At 62.7% G+C, this 14621-nt stretch carries 16 protein-coding genes; all 16 read left to right on the top strand.

Going from position 1 to position 14621, the window contains the following annotated elements; all coding sequences use genetic code 11:
* The first annotated feature begins 135 nt into the window (after window positions 1-135).
* The gene (gene fliH / locus QYE47_RS18100; RefSeq protein WP_014590151.1) at window positions 136-927 is read left to right on the top strand and encodes a flagellar assembly protein FliH; all 792 of its coding nucleotides are present in this window, start codon (window positions 136-138) and stop codon (window positions 925-927) included.
* Entirely contained in the window at window positions 917-2272 is a 1356-nt protein-coding gene (fliI, locus tag QYE47_RS18095) for a flagellar protein export ATPase FliI (RefSeq protein ID WP_014590152.1), read from the top strand. The genes fliH and fliI overlap by 11 nt, the downstream gene beginning before the upstream one ends.
* Window positions 2273-2278: 6 nt before the next feature.
* Window positions 2279-2731, top strand: a complete 453-nt coding sequence (gene fliJ / locus QYE47_RS18090) for a flagellar export protein FliJ (protein WP_003254427.1) — start codon at window positions 2279-2281, stop codon at window positions 2729-2731.
* Window positions 2732-2903: 172 nt separating this feature from the next.
* Window positions 2904-3209 carry an STAS domain-containing protein gene (locus tag QYE47_RS18085; protein ID WP_003254426.1) on the top strand — a complete coding sequence of 102 codons (306 nt, stop codon included), beginning with the start codon at window positions 2904-2906 and terminating at the stop codon, window positions 3207-3209.
* A gap of 8 nt (window positions 3210-3217) precedes the next feature.
* Entirely contained in the window at window positions 3218-4909 is a 1692-nt protein-coding gene (locus QYE47_RS18080) for a fused response regulator/phosphatase (protein WP_014590153.1), read from the top strand.
* Window positions 4910-4957: 48 nt separating this feature from the next.
* Window positions 4958-5305 carry an Hpt domain-containing protein gene (locus tag QYE47_RS18075; RefSeq protein ID WP_004577674.1) on the top strand — a complete coding sequence of 116 codons (348 nt, stop codon included), beginning with the start codon at window positions 4958-4960 and terminating at the stop codon, window positions 5303-5305.
* Window positions 5306-5376: 71 nt separating this feature from the next.
* A complete protein-coding gene (locus tag QYE47_RS18070) occupies window positions 5377-6642 on the top strand; it encodes a flagellar hook-length control protein FliK (protein ID WP_014590154.1) in 1266 nt (421 codons plus the stop codon).
* A gap of 218 nt (window positions 6643-6860) precedes the next feature.
* Window positions 6861-7358, top strand: a complete 498-nt coding sequence (fliL, locus tag QYE47_RS18065; RefSeq protein ID WP_010955083.1) for a flagellar basal body-associated protein FliL — start codon at window positions 6861-6863, stop codon at window positions 7356-7358.
* Between the two features lie 9 nt (window positions 7359-7367).
* Window positions 7368-8336, top strand: coding sequence for a flagellar motor switch protein FliM (gene fliM, locus QYE47_RS18060; protein WP_003254418.1), 969 nt, complete (start codon window positions 7368-7370; stop codon window positions 8334-8336).
* Between the two features lie 47 nt (window positions 8337-8383).
* Window positions 8384-8848, top strand: coding sequence for a flagellar motor switch protein FliN (gene fliN / locus QYE47_RS18055; RefSeq protein ID WP_003254417.1), 465 nt, complete (start codon window positions 8384-8386; stop codon window positions 8846-8848).
* 12 nt (window positions 8849-8860) lie between these two features.
* Window positions 8861-9295: a flagellar biosynthetic protein FliO gene (fliO, locus tag QYE47_RS18050; protein ID WP_010955081.1), complete on the top strand. Its 435-nt coding sequence runs from the start codon at window positions 8861-8863 to the stop codon at window positions 9293-9295.
* Entirely contained in the window at window positions 9295-10050 is a 756-nt protein-coding gene (gene fliP, locus QYE47_RS18045) for a flagellar type III secretion system pore protein FliP (RefSeq protein ID WP_003254415.1), read from the top strand. Before fliO ends, fliP begins: the two co-directional genes overlap by 1 nt.
* A 21-nt stretch (window positions 10051-10071) precedes the next feature.
* Window positions 10072-10341: a flagellar biosynthesis protein FliQ gene (gene fliQ / locus QYE47_RS18040; RefSeq protein WP_014590156.1), complete on the top strand. Its 270-nt coding sequence runs from the start codon at window positions 10072-10074 to the stop codon at window positions 10339-10341.
* A gap of 7 nt (window positions 10342-10348) precedes the next feature.
* On the top strand, window positions 10349-11125 hold the full coding sequence (gene fliR / locus QYE47_RS18035; RefSeq protein WP_014590157.1) for a flagellar biosynthetic protein FliR: 777 nt from the start codon (window positions 10349-10351) through the stop codon (window positions 11123-11125).
* A 2-nt stretch (window positions 11126-11127) separates the two neighbouring features.
* Window positions 11128-12270 (top strand): flagellar biosynthesis protein FlhB, encoded by a 1143-nt coding sequence (gene flhB, locus QYE47_RS18030; RefSeq protein ID WP_014590158.1) that lies wholly within the window; start codon window positions 11128-11130, stop codon window positions 12268-12270.
* Window positions 12271-12488: 218 nt separating this feature from the next.
* Window positions 12489-14618, top strand: a complete 2130-nt coding sequence (gene flhA / locus QYE47_RS18025; protein WP_014590159.1) for a flagellar biosynthesis protein FlhA — start codon at window positions 12489-12491, stop codon at window positions 14616-14618.
* Window positions 14619-14621: the final 3 nt, after the last annotated feature.

Genomic DNA, 14621 nt, shown 5'->3' with positions numbered 1-14621 from the left:
GCCTTTTGTAGGAGCGGGTTTACCCGCGAAGGCGTCGGTCCTGGCAATCGAGGTTGTCGCTGCCGACGCATTCGCGGGTGAACCCGCTCCTACAAGGGGCCGTGTCGGCCGAACATGGTTTGAGAACATGACAGCATGTCCACTAAAGAACACCACCCCAGCGACTTGATCCGCGCCCGCGACCTTGAGGGCGTGGACGTGTGGGCGCTGCCCAGCTTCGACCCGGAACCGGAGCCCGAACCGGAGCCTGAGCCTGAGCCCGAGGTCATCGAGGAAGTCGAGGAAGTGCCGCTGGAAGAAGTCCAGCCGCTGACCCTGGAAGAGCTCGAAGCCATCCGTCAGGAGGCCTACAACGAGGGTTTCGCCACCGGTGAGCGCGAGGGCTTCCACAGCACCCAGCTCAAGGTCCGGCAGGAGGCCGAAGAGGCCCTGAAAACCAAGCTCGACAGCCTCGAACGGCTGATGGCCAACCTGATGGAGCCTATCGCCGAGCAAGACACGCAGATCGAGAAAAGCCTGGTGCACCTGATCGCGCACATGAGCCGCCAGGTGATTGGTCGCGAACTACGCAACGATTCCAGTCAGATCACTCAGGTGCTGCGCGAAGCGCTCAAGCTGCTGCCCATGGGCGCGGACAATATCCGCATCCACCTCAACCCGCAGGATTTCGAGCTGGCCAAGGCCCTGCGCGAACGCCATGAGGAGAACTGGCGGCTGCTGGAAGACAGCGCGCTGCTGCCGGGTGGTTGCCGCATCGAGACGGCCCACAGCCGTATCGATGCCACCATGGAAACGCGTATCGAAAAAGCGGTGGCGCAGCTGTTCGACCAGTTGCACGATCATTCCCTGCACCCGGCGGCGCCAGACATGTCGATAGACCTGGATGCGCCGGTCGAGCGTACCGTGGACCGCCCAGATGCGCCTTGAACGCACCAGCTTCGGCAAGCGCCTGGGCACTTACGCTGAGGCCATCGAGCTGCCGGCCCAGCCCATCGTCGAAGGCCGCTTGCTGCGTATGGTCGGCCTCACCCTGGAAGCCGAAGGCCTGCGCGCAGCAGTGGGCAGCCGCTGCCTGGTGATCAACGATGACAGTTATCACCCGGTGCAGGTCGAGGCCGAAGTCATGGGCTTTTCCGGGCCCAAGGTGTTTCTGATGCCGGTGGGCAGCATCGTCGGCATCGCTCCGGGGGCCCGGGTAGTGCCGCTGGATGACGGCGGCCGTTTGCCCATGGGCATGAGCATGCTGGGCCGGGTGCTCGACGGCGCCGGCCGTGCGCTGGATGGCAAGGGCGGGATGAAGGCCGAGGACTGGGTGCCGATGGACGGCCCGGTGATCAACCCGCTCAACCGCGACCCTATCAGCAAGCCGTTGGATGTGGGCATTCGCAGTATCAATGGCCTGCTTACCGTCGGCCGTGGCCAGCGGTTAGGCCTGTTCGCCGGTACCGGGGTGGGTAAATCGGTATTGCTGGGCATGATGACCCGTTTCACCGAGGCCGAAATCATCGTGGTCGGCCTGATCGGTGAGCGGGGGCGCGAGGTAAAGGAGTTCATCGAGCACATCCTCGGTGAGGAGGGCCTCAAGCGCTCGGTGGTGGTGGCTTCGCCGGCCGACGATGCGCCGCTGATGCGCCTGCGCGCCGCCATGTATTGCACACGCATTGCCGAGTATTTCCGCGACAAAGGCAAGAATGTGCTGTTGCTGATGGACTCGTTGACCCGTTTCGCCCAGGCCCAGCGGGAAATTGCCCTGGCCATCGGCGAGCCGCCGGCCACCCGGGGTTATCCGCCCTCGGTGTTCGCCAAGCTGCCCAAGTTGGTGGAGCGGGCAGGCAATGGCGAACCTGGCGGTGGTTCGATCACTGCGTTCTATACCGTGCTGTCTGAAGGCGACGATCAGCAAGACCCGATCGCCGACTCGGCGCGGGGCGTGCTTGACGGCCACTTTGTGCTGTCGCGTCGGCTGGCTGAGGAAGGCCATTACCCGGCCATCGACATCGAAGCGTCTATCAGCCGGGTCATGCCCCAAGTGGTTGATGCCGACCATTTGCGCCAGGCACAGAAGTTCAAGCAATTGTGGTCGCGTCTGTCGCAAAGCCGCGACCTGATCAGCGTGGGGGCTTATGTCGCCGGCGGTGATCCGGAGACCGACCTGGCCATTGCCTTGCAATCGAAGCTGGTTGAGTTTCTGCGCCAGGGCCTGCGCGAGAACGTGGGCATGGCGCAGAGCCGCGAACAGCTGGGGGCGATTTTCACGCCCCCGGCAGGTTGATAGGCCGTGGCGCTGCCCGGACGTGCCGCGCGCCTGGCGCCGGTGGTGGACATGGCCGAAGAGGCCGAGCGCAAGGCGGCTCAGCGCCTTGGCCATTTCCAGCAGCAGGTGGCCACGGCCCAGGCCAAGCTGGCCGAACTGGAGCGCTTTCGCGAGGATTACCAGCTGCAGTGGATCAACCGCGGCGGGCAAGGGGTCAATGGCAGCTGGCTGGTCAATTACCAGCGTTTTCTCGGCCAACTGGAAACGGCCATGACCCAGCAGCGCCAGAGCCTGGTCTGGCACCAGAACAACCTCAATAACGCCCGGGGTACCTGGCAGCAGGCCTATGCCCGGGTGGAGGGTTTGCGCAAGCTGGTACAGCGCTACCAGGACGAGGCCCGGCGCGCTGAAGACAAGCGCGAGCAGCGCTTGCTGGATGAGCTGTCGCAGCGCCTGCCGCGGCAAAACCATCTATAGGTGTTCGCCGCAGGCCTTGCAGCGGAATAATTGGCCCGAAACAAATGAGAGGTCTTGCCCGCGAATGCGCCGCACGGGCGCCGCAGGTACCAGGGTGAACACTTGCCACCCCCACCATCGCCTGCTAAACCTTAAAGCAGTTGCATCCGCCATCATCGAAGGAATCGCTAGCATGGCAGTCGAGACTGATTTTTCGCAGGACGGGAAAAAGCTGACCATCAAGATCAAAGGGCGCTTCGATTTCGGCAAGCATCAGGAGTTTCGCGACGCCTACGAACGCCAGCCCAGGCGGCCGGATTCGGTGGTCGTCGACCTGAAGGACACCACCTACCTCGACAGCTCCGCGCTTGGCATGCTGCTGTTGCTGCGCGACCACGCGGGCGGCGACGAGTCGGATGTGCGGGTAGTGCATGCCAGCTCCGACGTGCGCAAGATTCTCGCTATCTCCAATTTCGAAAAACTCTTCGATATCAGTTGAGCGCCGACATGCCGGCCGAACAGGCGTTAACCGTGCTGGTCGCCGAAGACAGTGCTGTCGATCGCCTTCTGCTTGCGCAGATCGTACGCCGCCAGGGGCATCAGGTATTCACTGCGGAAAACGGCGAGCAGGCGGTAGCGCTGTACCTCGAGCGGCGCCCGCAACTGGTGCTGCTGGACGCCCTGATGCCGGTCATGGATGGCTTCGAGGCGGCGCGGCAGATCAAGGCATTGGCTGGCGAAGCGTTGGTGCCGATCATTTTCCTGACATCGCTGAATGAAGAAGAAGGCCTGGTGCGTTGCCTGGAGGCGGGGGGCGATGATTTCATGGCCAAGCCCTACAGTGCGGTGATCCTCGCTGCCAAGATTCGCGCCATGGATCGTCTGCGCCGCTTGCAGGCAACGGTACTGGAACAGCGTGACCAGATCACCCGGCATCACCATCACCTGCTTAACGAACAGCGGGTCGCCAAGGCGGTGTTCGACAAGGTGGCCCACTCTGGTTGCCTTTCTGCGCCCAACATTCGCTACCTGCAATCGCCCTACGCGCTGTTCAATGGCGACCTGATGCTGGCGGCATTTACCCCGGCCGGCGACATGCGTGTGCTGCTTGGCGATTTCACCGGTCACGGCCTGCCGGCGGCGGTCGGCGCCATGCCGATGGCAGAGGTGTTCTACGGCATGACCGCCAAGGGCTACGGCATGGCGCAGATCCTGCGCGAGATGAATGCCAAGCTCAAGCGCATCCTGCCGGTGGACATGTTCTGCTGTGCGCTGTTGCTCAACCTCAGCATGCAGCGCGGCTCGGTGGAGGTGTGGAATGGCGGTATGCCTGATGGCTATCGCCTGTCGGTGGATGGCCAAGTGCTGTCGGCACTGAGTTCGCGGCACCTGCCGCTGGGCATTCTGGCCGCTGAGCGTTTCGATGACAGCACGGAGGTGTTGCCGCTGGCACCGGGCGAGCGCCTGTTGCTGCTGTCAGACGGTGTGATCGATACCGCCGACGACCAGGAACGTCTGTTTGGCGTACAGCGCCTGCGAGCGGTGCTGGCCGACAACCGCGACCCGGTGAAGTTGTTCGATGAGCTGATGCTGGCCCTGGAGCGTTTTGGTGGGCAGCCACGCGATGACATCAGCTTGTGCGATATTCGCATGTTCACTGCCGAGGAGCGGGTGGCGGCCCCGATGATCTACTCTGATAGTGGCCGCTCCAGCCCGCTGGACTGGTCGCTGAGCTTCGAGGTGCGTGGCGAAAGCCTGAAACGCTTCAACCCTGTGCCGTACCTGGTGCAGTTGTTGCAGGAAATTCATGGCCTGCGCGCACGTACCGGCAACCTGCACAGTGTGCTTAGCGAGTTGTATTCCAATGCGCTGGAGCATGGTGTGCTGGGCCTGGACTCACAGCTCAAGCGCGATGTGCAAGGCTTTACCGACTATTACCAGGAGCGTGCCCGGCGCCTGGAATCGCTGACCGAAGGCTTTGTAAGCATCGATTTCAAGGTTGAACCGCATGGTGGCGGTGGGCGTCTGATGATCAAGGTGCGCGACAGCGGTGCCGGCTTCGACGTGCAGCGCGTGCTTGCGCGGCCTTCGCCGGACCAGGGGCTGAGCGGCCGCGGTCTGAATCTGGTGCGGCAGTTGGCCAGTGACGCGCGCTGGAGTGAAGGCGGGCGTTGCGCGCATGTGGAGTTCGTATGGTGAGCCACGGGTTGGCTCGGGCATAATCTGGCTTGATCAAGGAGTGAACAAGTGACTGACATGCATATTGACCACAAGGTACTCAGTGACCTGCGTGAGGTCATGGAAGATGGCTACCTGCAGTTGGTGCAGACTTTTCTGGACGACTCGGAGCGGCGTCTTGGGCAGTTGCACGCGGCCAAAAGCGCCGAGGAACTTGGCGCGGCAGCTCACAGTTTCAAGGGCAGCAGCAGCAACATGGGCGCGGTGGCCTTGGCCAGCCTGTGTCAGCAGCTCGAAGAGCGCGCGCGGCGGCCCCCGTTGTACGGTATTGAAGACTTGATCAGCCGCATCGACATGGAATTCGTCGTGGTGCAGCACTTTTACCGCGGTGAGCAGCAACGTATTTCCGCAGGCTGATACGTGAGTTGGCGCGAGTCTTGCCTGTCTCTGCCTCGATGATTTTTTGTTTCTGGCGCGGAGACCGCTCGATGCCTGTCGCACCCAACCCTTTGCTGCAAGCCAATGCCATTGCCAAAACCTCGCGCTCGGCCACCGTGCAGGCGGACAAACCGCTGCAGGCGCTGGGTGACAAGGGCGATGCCTTTGGCCAGGTGATGGCCAGGCAGGGCCGCGACAAGGTTACCGGGCAGGACGACAAGGTCGCTCAGGCCAAGCCCAAGGACAAACCTGATGCGGCAGTTGGCGGCAAGAAAGACCCGGCTGGCAAAGCTGCAGTTGCCGATGACGGCAACAAGTTGCCAGAAGAGGATTCGGCCCAGGCCGATACGGGTGTGCGTGATGCCAGCCTGGTGGCCGGTCAGGTCACTGATGCCCAGCCCGGCGCACAACTGATCCAGGCGCAGGCCGAGGCGGTGGCGCCCGTGCTGCAGGCGGCCACGGCGCAAACCCAGGTTGCCGCGGTACTGCCTGAAGAGCCGTCCGCGGAGGAGGCCTTCGATCCGGATGCTGACCCCCTGGCCAACCTGCCGACCCTGCGCCTGGCGCTGGAGCACAGTGCCCAGGCTAAAGGTGGCACCTCGGCACATGCCCTTGATGCTGCCCAGGCTCAGGGCGAGGAAGGGCAGGCAGCCGTCAATACCTTGGCGAATCTGGTCGAGAATACCGATGGCGAGAGTGGCGAACCCGGTGGCAAGGCCTTTGGCGCCTTGCTTGAAGACGGCCTGAAAGACACCAAGAGCGCCAGCAGCGACACCCGCATCGATGATTTTGCCAACCGCCTGGCCAGCCTGACCCAGGCGGCCACGGCCAAGACCGCCAACGCCGTACCGGCCACTGCGAACCCGCTGCATCAGCCATTGCCGATGAACCAGAACGCTTGGGCCGAGGGCCTGGTCAACCGGGTCATGTACCTGTCCAGCCAGAACCTCAAGTCGGCTGATATCCAGCTGGAACCGGCAGAACTCGGTCGCCTCGACATTCGCGTCAATGTTGCGGCGGACCAGGCCACCCAGGTCACCTTCATCAGCGGCCACGCCGGCGTACGTGACGCCCTTGACAGCCAGGTGCACCGCCTGCGCGAACTGTTTGCCCAGCAGGGTTTGGCGCAGCCGGATGTCAACGTGGCTGACCAGTCGCGCGGGCAGCAACAGCAGCAGGGGCAGGCCCAGGGCAGCAACCTTTCCGGGGTGGCGGCGCGCCGGGCCGAGCAGGGTGCGGCCGAGGCGGTCGATAGTGCCCGGCCTTTGGAGCAGCAGGTGGTTGTCGGCGACAGTGCGGTCGATTACTACGCCTGATAACTGTTGGCCTGGGCTGGCTTCTTCGCGGGCGAGCTCGCTCCCACAGGAATTTCGTTGATTTCGAGCCCTGTGCGGTACCTGTGTGAGCGGGCGTGCCCGCGAAGAAGCCAGCACCGCAAAACCTGCTGGAATCCATCCCCTGCAAAATCTGGCATAACACTTGCTCAAGCCAAGCCATTCTCCTTTGAACCCCCGATGGACGACGGATTATTGGCATGGCGAAGAGCGAAGCAGTCAAAGACCCCGCCACTAAAGGCAAACTCAAGCTGATCCTGCTGGCTGTCGTCGGCCTGTTGCTGGCGATCGGCCTTTCGGTGGGCGCTACCTGGTTCATCATGCACAAGAGCGAGCCGGCTCCGGCCGCCGAGGCCACGGCCAGCAACGTCAAGCCAGGGGCGATCTACGAGGCGCTGACCCCGGCCTTCGTGGTCAACTTCAACCAGAACGGCCGCCAGCGCTACATGCAGCTGAGCATCACCCTGCAGGCGCGTAACCAGGCCGACCTGGATGCCCTCAAGGTGCACATGCCGGTGATCCGCAACAACCTGGTGATGATGTTCTCCGGGCAAGGGTTCGACACCCTCGCCAGCAGCCCGGTAGGGCAGGAGATGCTGCGCCAGAAGGCCACCGCAGTGGTCCAGGAAGTGGCGCAGAAGGAAGTCGGCAAGCCGGTCATCGACCAGTTGCTGTTCACCAATTTCGTATTGCAGTAGGAGTCCGCAATGGCCGTACAGGACCTGCTGTCCCAGGATGAAATCGATGCCCTGTTGCATGGTGTCGACGACGGGCTGGTGCAGACCGAGAGTGCATCCGAGCCTGGCAGTATCAAAAGCTACGACCTGACCAGTCAGGACCGTATCGTGCGGGGTCGCATGCCGACCCTGGAAATGATCAACGAGCGCTTCGCCCGCTATACCCGTATCAGCATGTTCAACCTGCTACGCCGCTCCGCAGACGTGGCCGTGGGGGGCGTGCAGGTCATGAAGTTCGGCGAATACGTGCACTCGCTGTACGTGCCGACCAGCCTCAACCTGGTCAAGATCAAGCCGTTGCGCGGCACCTCGCTGTTCATCCTTGACGCCAAGCTGGTGTTCAAGCTGGTAGACAACTTCTTTGGCGGCGATGGCCGCCACGCCAAGATCGAAGGGCGTGAGTTCACCCCGACCGAACTGCGTGTGGTGCGTATGGTGCTGGACCAGTGTTTCGTCGACCTCAAGGAAGCCTGGCAGGCGATCATGCCGGTCAGCTTCGAGTACATGAACTCCGAGGTCAACCCGGCCATGGCCAACATTGTCGGCCCCAGCGAGGCGGTGGTGGTGTCCACCTTCCACATCGAACTGGACGGCGGCGGCGGCGATCTGCACGTGACCATGCCGTACTCGATGATCGAGCCGGTGCGGGAAATGCTCGATGCCGGCTTCCAGTCGGACCTGGACGACCAGGACGAGCGCTGGGTCAAGGCCCTGCGCGAGGACGTGCTGGACGTGGCCGTGCCAATGACCGCCACGGTCGCGCGACGCCAGCTGAAGCTGCGCGACATCCTGCACATGCAGCCGGGTGACGTGATCCCGGTCGAGCTGCCCGAGCACCTGGTGCTGCGCGCTAACGGGGTGCCAGCGTTCAAGGCGCGGCTGGGCTCGCACAAGGGCAACCTGGCCCTGCAAATCATCGACCCGATCGAACGCCGCTGACGGTGTGCCGGTCGCTTACAACGAATTGAATGCCTGTCGAGGAAATCATGGCTAACGAAAACGAGATCACCTCCCCAGAGGACCAGGCACTGGCCGATGAGTGGGCCGCAGCGTTGGAAGAAACCGGTTCTGCCGGCCAGGCCGACATCGATGCGCTGCTGGGCGGGGACACCGGCAGCAGCGGCCCGGGCCGCCTGCCGATGGAAGAATTCGCCAGCTCGCCGAAGCCGAACGAAAATGTCAGCCTCGAAGGCCCGAACCTGGACGTGATCCTGGACATCCCGGTGAACATTTCCATGGAGGTGGGCAGCACCGAGATCAACATCCGCAACCTGCTGCAGCTCAACCAGGGCTCGGTGATCGAGCTCGACCGCCTGGCCGGCGAGCCGCTCGACGTGCTGGTCAACGGCACGCTGATCGCCCATGGCGAAGTGGTCGTGGTCAACGAAAAGTTCGGCATCCGCCTGACCGACGTGATCAGCCCCAGCGAACGTATCAAGAAGCTGCGCTGAGTGAAGGGCACGATGCGCGCCATCGCCGCGGCAGCGGTGCTGTTCGCCAGCCACGCCTGCCTGGCTGCGGCCACGCCAGCAGCCACCCCGGCGGCTCAACCTGGCAGTCTCGGCGGGCAGCTGGCGCAGATGGTCTTGGGCCTGCTGCTGGTGGTGGGCCTGATCTTCTTCCTGGCCTGGCTGCTGCGGCGGCTGCAGAGCACCGCAGTGAAGGGTGGGCAGGTGATCGAGATTGTCGGCAGCCGTGCCATCGGCCCGCGTGACCGCCTGCTGTTGGTGCAGGTGGGCAAGGAGCAGATCCTGATCGGCCATACCCCCGGCACCATTGAGGCCCTGCACGTACTGGCCGAACCCGTGGAAGTGCCGGCAAGCGCCCGTCAGGCGACGCCGGAGTTTGCCCAGCGGCTGATGGAGCTGATGGGCAAGGACCCTAAGGACAACAAGTGATGAGCGGCGCGCTGCGTACGTTGTTGACTCTGGCGCTGCTGCTGGCTGCGCCGCTGGCCCTGGCCGCCGACCCGCTGTCGATCCCGGCCATCACCCTGTCCAACACCCCGGACGGGCAACAGGAATATTCGGTCAGCCTGCAAATCCTGCTGATCATGACCGCGCTGAGCTTCATCCCGGCGTTCGTCATTCTGATGACCAGCTTTACCCGCATCATCATCGTGTTTTCGATTTTGCGCCAGGCGCTGGGCCTGCAGCAGACGCCGTCCAACCAGTTGCTGACTGGCATGGCGCTGTTCCTGACCATGTTCATCATGGCGCCGGTGTTCGATCGGGTGAACCAGGACGCGCTGCAGCCTTACCTGAAGGAGCAGATGACTGCCCAGCAGGCGATCGACAAGGCTCAGGGGCCGCTCAAGGACTTCATGCTGGCGCAAACCCGGCAAAGCGACCTCGACCTGTTCATGCGCTTGTCCAAGCGTACTGACATCGCCGGCCCCGACCAGGTGCCGCTGACGATCCTGGTGCCGGCGTTCGTCACTTCCGAGCTGAAGACGGCGTTCCAGATCGGTTTCATGATCTTCATCCCGTTCCTGATCATCGACATGGTCGTGGCCAGTGTGCTGATGGCCATGGGTATGATGATGCTGTCGCCGCTGATCATCTCGCTACCGTTCAAGATCATGCTGTTCGTGCTGGTCGATGGCTGGGCGTTGATCATGGGCACCCTGGCCAGCAGTTTCGGCGGCGTCTGACGCCGTCAAGGAGAGCCGCCGATGACACCTGAAGTAGCTGTCGACCTGTTTCGTGATGCCCTGTGGCTGACCACCCTCATGGTCGCCGTGCTGGTGGTGCCGAGCCTGTTGGTGGGCCTGGTGGTGGCGATGTTCCAGGCTGCCACGCAGATCAACGAACAGACCTTGAGCTTTTTGCCGCGCCTGCTGGTGATGCTGATCACGCTGATCATCGCCGGGCCGTGGCTGGTGCAGAAGTTCATGGAGTACTTCACCACCCTTTACACCAACATCCCGCAGCTCATTGGTTGATGCGGCGATGCTGGAGCTGACCGACACGCAGATTGGCACCTGGGTCGCCACCTTCATCCTGCCGTTGTTCAGGGTGACTGCGGTGCTGATGACCATGCCAATCTTCGGTACCCGCATGTTGCCGGCGCGGATTCGCCTGTACGTGGCGGTGGCGGTGACCGTGGTGATCGTGCCGGCATTGCCGCCGCTGCCCGAGTTCGACCCGTTGAGCCTGCGCGGTATGCTGCTGTGCGCCGAGCAGATCATCGTTGGTGCGCTGTTTGGCCTGGCCTTGCAGTTGCTGTTTCAGGCTTTCGTGGTTGCCGGGCAAATCGTCGCGGTACAGATGGGTATGGCGTTCGCCTCGATGGTCGACCCCGCCAACGGGGTCAACGTCACGGTAATCAGTCAGTTCATGACCATGCTGGTGAGTGTGTTGTTCCTGTTGATGAACGGCCACCTGGTGGTGTTCGAGGTACTGACCGAAAGTTTTACCACCTTGCCGGTGGGGAGTGCACTGGTGGTCAATCACTTCTGGGAGCTGGCCGGGCGCATGGGCTGGGTGTTCGGTGCCGGCCTGCTGTTGATTCTGCCGGTGATCGCTGCGCTGCTGGTGGTGAACATTGCCTTTGGCGTAATGACCCGCGCCGCGCCGCAGCTGAACATTTTCTCCATCGGCTTCCCGCTGACCTTGGTCATGGGCATGTTCATCTTCTGGGTCGGCCTGGCCGATGTCCTGTCCCACTATCAGGCATTGGCCAGCGAAACGCTGCAATGGCTGCGTGAGTTGGCGAGGGCGCGCTGAGCATGGCAGAAAGCGAGAGCGGTCAGGACAAGACAGAAGACCCCACTGAAAAGCGTAAGCGCGACGCCCGCGAGAAGGGCGAGGTCGCCCGCTCCAAGGAGCTGAACACGGTGGCTGTGACCCTGGCGGGTGCCGGTGGCCTCCTGGCGTTCGGCGGCCACGTGGCCGAGACATTGCTGGCGTTGATGCGCATGAACTTCAGTTTGACCCGCGACATCATCGTCGATGAACGGGCCATGGGTGCCTTCCTGCTGGCCTCGGGCAAGATGGCCATATGGGCGGTGCAGCCGGTGCTGATCCTGCTGTTCGTGATTTCCTTCGTGGCGCCCATCGCGCTTAGCGGCTTCCTGTTCTCGGGCAGCTTGTTGCAGCCAAAATTCAGCCGCATGAACCCGCTGTCGGGGATCAAGCGCATGTTCTCGATGCAGGCCTTGACTGAATTGCTCAAGGCGCTGGCCAAGTTCTTCGTGATTCTGGTGGTGGCGGTGGTGGTGCTCTCCGGTGACCGCCAGGCCTTGCTGTCGATTGCCAATGAGCCGCTGGAGCAGGCGATCATCCACAGCCTGCAGGTGGTGGGCTGGAGTGCCTTGTGGATGTCAGCCGGGCTGTTGCTGATTGCCGCGGCAGACGTGCCGTTCCAGCTGTACCAGACGCACAAGAAAATGAAGATGACCAAGCAGGAAGTGCGCGACGAGTACAAGGACAGCGAAGGCAAGCCCGAAGTCAAGCAACGTATTCGCCAACTGCAGCGCGAGGTGTCGCAGCGGCGCATGATGGCGGCGGTGCCGGATGCAGACGTGATCATCACCAACCCGACGCATTATGCGGTGGCTTTGCAGTACGACCCGGAGAAAGGCGGTGCGGCGCCGTTGCTGCTGGCCAAGGGTAGCGATTTCATGGCGTTGAAGATTCGTGAAATTGGCGTGGAGCACAACATCCAGATCCTCGAATCGCCGGCGCTGGCGCGGGCGATTTATTACTCCACCGAACTTGAGCAGGAAATCCCGGCGGGGCTGTACCTGGCGGTGGCCCAGGTGCTGGCGTATGTGTTCCAGATTCGCCAATACCGCGCCGGCAAGGGCAAACGCCCAGAGCCGCTGAAGGACGACCTGCCGATCCCGCCGGACCTGCGCCGCGACAGTTGACCTTGTGTCATGGCTTCTGGCCCTTTCGCGGGTAAACCCGCTCCTACACTGATCTGGGGGCACATTGGTGGGCATAGTCCGTCGTAGGGGCGGGTTTACCCGCGAATACGGTAGCGGCGGCAACATAAATCCCCCGTCGAGCAAAGTTGGAAAGCTTCTTGCAAAGCCACGCCCAGGCGCCCCCTGGGCGTCAAAGTTTTGCATCAAGAGGACTCGCGGTGGATCGCACTCAGTTAATCAGCAACGCCCGCAACAACCTGGCCGGGCTCGGCCGGGGCAACCTGGGTGTGCCGCTGTTGTTGCTGGTGATGTTGGCAATGATGATGTTGCCGATACCGCCGTTCCTGCTCGACGTGTTCTTCACCTTCAACATCGCCCTGTCGATCGTGGTGCTGCTGGTCTGTGTATACGCCTTGCGCCCGCTCGACTTTGCCGCGTTCCCGACCATCTTGCTGGTGGCCACGTTGTTGCGCCTGGCTCTGAACGTGGCGTCCACCCGTGTGGTCATGCTGCATGGCCAGGAGGGCCATGGCGCTGCCGGTAAAGTGATCCAGGCCTTCGGTGAAGTGGTGATCGGCGGTAACTACGTGGTCGGTGCCGTGGTGTTCGCCATCCTCATGATCATCAACTTCGTGGTGGTAACCAAGGGTGCCGGGCGTATCTCGGAAGTGAGTGCGCGTTTCACCCTCGACGCCATGCCTGGCAAGCAGATGGCCATCGACGCCGACCTCAATGCCGGCCTGATCGACCAGGCCCAGGCCAAGCATCGCCGTGCCGAGGTGGCGCAGGAGGCCGAGTTCTACGGTTCGATGGACGGTGCCAGCAAGTTCGTGCGCGGCGACGCCATCGCCGGCTTGCTGATCCTGTTCATCAACCTGATCGGCGGCATGCTCATCGGCATGCTGCAGCACAATATGTCGTTCAGCGAGGCCGGCAAGGTCTATGCCCTGCTGACCATCGGTGACGGTTTGGTGGCGCAATTGCCATCACTGCTGCTGTCCACCGCCGCCGCGATCATGGTGACCCGCGCGTCGGGTTCCGAGGACATGGGCAAGCTGATCAATCGGCAGATGTTCGATTCGCCCAAGGCCCTGGCGGTGTCTGGCGCGTTGATGATCGTCATGGGCCTGGTGCCGGGCATGCCGCACATTGCCTTCCTCAGCCTCGGCCTGATGGCTGCCGGCGGCGCCTACCTGGTGTGGAAGAAGCAGCAGCAGGCCAAGGTCAAAGCCCAGCAGGAGGCGCAGCGCCAGCAGGACCTGCTGCCCTCGCCTCAGCGCGCGCTGGAAACCAAGGAGCTGGGTTGGGACGACGTCACCCCCATCGACATGATCGGCCTGGAGGTCGGCTATCGGCTGATCCCGCTGGTCGACCGCAACCAGGGCGGCCAGCTGCTGGCGCGGATCAAGGGCGTGCGCAAGAAGCTGTCGCAGGACCTGGGTTTCCTGATGCCCACCGTGCACATTCGTGACAACCTCGACCTGCAACCCAGCGCGTACCGCCTGACCCTGATGGGGGTGATTCTGGCCGAGGCGGAGATCTATCCGGACCGCGAACTGGCGATCAACCCTGGGCAGGTGTTTGGCACCCTCAACGGTATTGCCGCGCGCGACCCGGCGTTTGGCCTGGAGGCGGTGTGGATCGACGTCGGCCAGCGCTCACAGGCGCAGTCGCTGGGTTACACCGTGGTCGATGCCAGCACCGTGGTGGCCACCCACCTCAACCAGATCCTGCAGAAGCACTGCCACGAGCTGATCGGCCACGAAGAGGTTCAGCAACTGCTGCAGGTGCTGGCCAAGGCATCGCCTAAACTTGCAGAAGAGCTGGTCCCGGGTGTCATTTCCTTGTCGGGGCTGCTCAAGGTGCTGCAAGCCCTGTTGTCGGAACAGGTGCCAGTGCGCGATATTCGCAGTATTGCCGAGGCCATCGCGAACAACGCAGGCAAGAGTCAAGATACCGCCGCGTTGGTGGCGGTGGTGCGCGTCGGATTGTGTCGCGCCATCGTGCAAAGCATTGTCGGCGTTGAGTCGGAGCTACCAGTGATTACCCTGGAGCCAAGGTTGGAACAGATTTTGCTGAATAGTCTGCAAAGGGCTGGGCAGGGTCAGGAAGACGGTGTTCTTCTGGAACCTAGCATGGCCGAGAAGCTGCAACGTTCGCTGATCGAGGCGGCCCAGCGCCAGGAAATGCAGGGTCAGCCGGCCATTCTGCTGGTCGCCGGCCCGATCCGCGCCATGTTGTCGCGTTTCGGTCGCCTGGCTGTACCGAATTTGCATGTTCTGGCGTATCAGGAAATACCTGACAACAAGCAAGTCACCATCGTTGCCACCGTGGGCCCTAACGGCTGAGGT

Origin of the sequence: Pseudomonas sp. 2,4-D, from assembly GCF_030418155.1 — a bacterium.
GTDB lineage: Bacteria > Pseudomonadota > Gammaproteobacteria > Pseudomonadales > Pseudomonadaceae > Aquipseudomonas > Aquipseudomonas alloputida.
Note: the sequence above shows the minus strand (reverse complement) of the source record. Positions and strands in the feature narration are given on the sequence as shown.

What these genes read in the sequence shown, in the direction of transcription:
- fliQ (WP_014590156.1), top strand. Translation starts at nt 10,072, where the DNA reads ATGACACCTGAAGTAGCTGTCGACCTGTTTCGTGATGCCCTGTGGCTG.
- fliP (WP_003254415.1), top strand. Translation starts at nt 9,295, where the DNA reads ATGAGCGGCGCGCTGCGTACGTTGTTGACTCTGGCGCTGCTGCTGGCT.
- flhB (WP_014590158.1), top strand. Translation starts at nt 11,128, where the DNA reads ATGGCAGAAAGCGAGAGCGGTCAGGACAAGACAGAAGACCCCACTGAA.
- fliI (WP_014590152.1), top strand. Translation starts at nt 917, where the DNA reads ATGCGCCTTGAACGCACCAGCTTCGGCAAGCGCCTGGGCACTTACGCT.
- QYE47_RS18070 (WP_014590154.1), top strand. Translation starts at nt 5,377, where the DNA reads ATGCCTGTCGCACCCAACCCTTTGCTGCAAGCCAATGCCATTGCCAAA.
- fliO (WP_010955081.1), top strand. Translation starts at nt 8,861, where the DNA reads ATGCGCGCCATCGCCGCGGCAGCGGTGCTGTTCGCCAGCCACGCCTGC.
- fliN (WP_003254417.1), top strand. Translation starts at nt 8,384, where the DNA reads ATGGCTAACGAAAACGAGATCACCTCCCCAGAGGACCAGGCACTGGCC.
- fliL (WP_010955083.1), top strand. Translation starts at nt 6,861, where the DNA reads ATGGCGAAGAGCGAAGCAGTCAAAGACCCCGCCACTAAAGGCAAACTC.
- fliR (WP_014590157.1), top strand. Translation starts at nt 10,349, where the DNA reads ATGCTGGAGCTGACCGACACGCAGATTGGCACCTGGGTCGCCACCTTC.
- QYE47_RS18080 (WP_014590153.1), top strand. Translation starts at nt 3,218, where the DNA reads ATGCCGGCCGAACAGGCGTTAACCGTGCTGGTCGCCGAAGACAGTGCT.
- fliM (WP_003254418.1), top strand. Translation starts at nt 7,368, where the DNA reads ATGGCCGTACAGGACCTGCTGTCCCAGGATGAAATCGATGCCCTGTTG.
- QYE47_RS18085 (WP_003254426.1), top strand. Translation starts at nt 2,904, where the DNA reads ATGGCAGTCGAGACTGATTTTTCGCAGGACGGGAAAAAGCTGACCATC.
- fliH (WP_014590151.1), top strand. Translation starts at nt 136, where the DNA reads ATGTCCACTAAAGAACACCACCCCAGCGACTTGATCCGCGCCCGCGAC.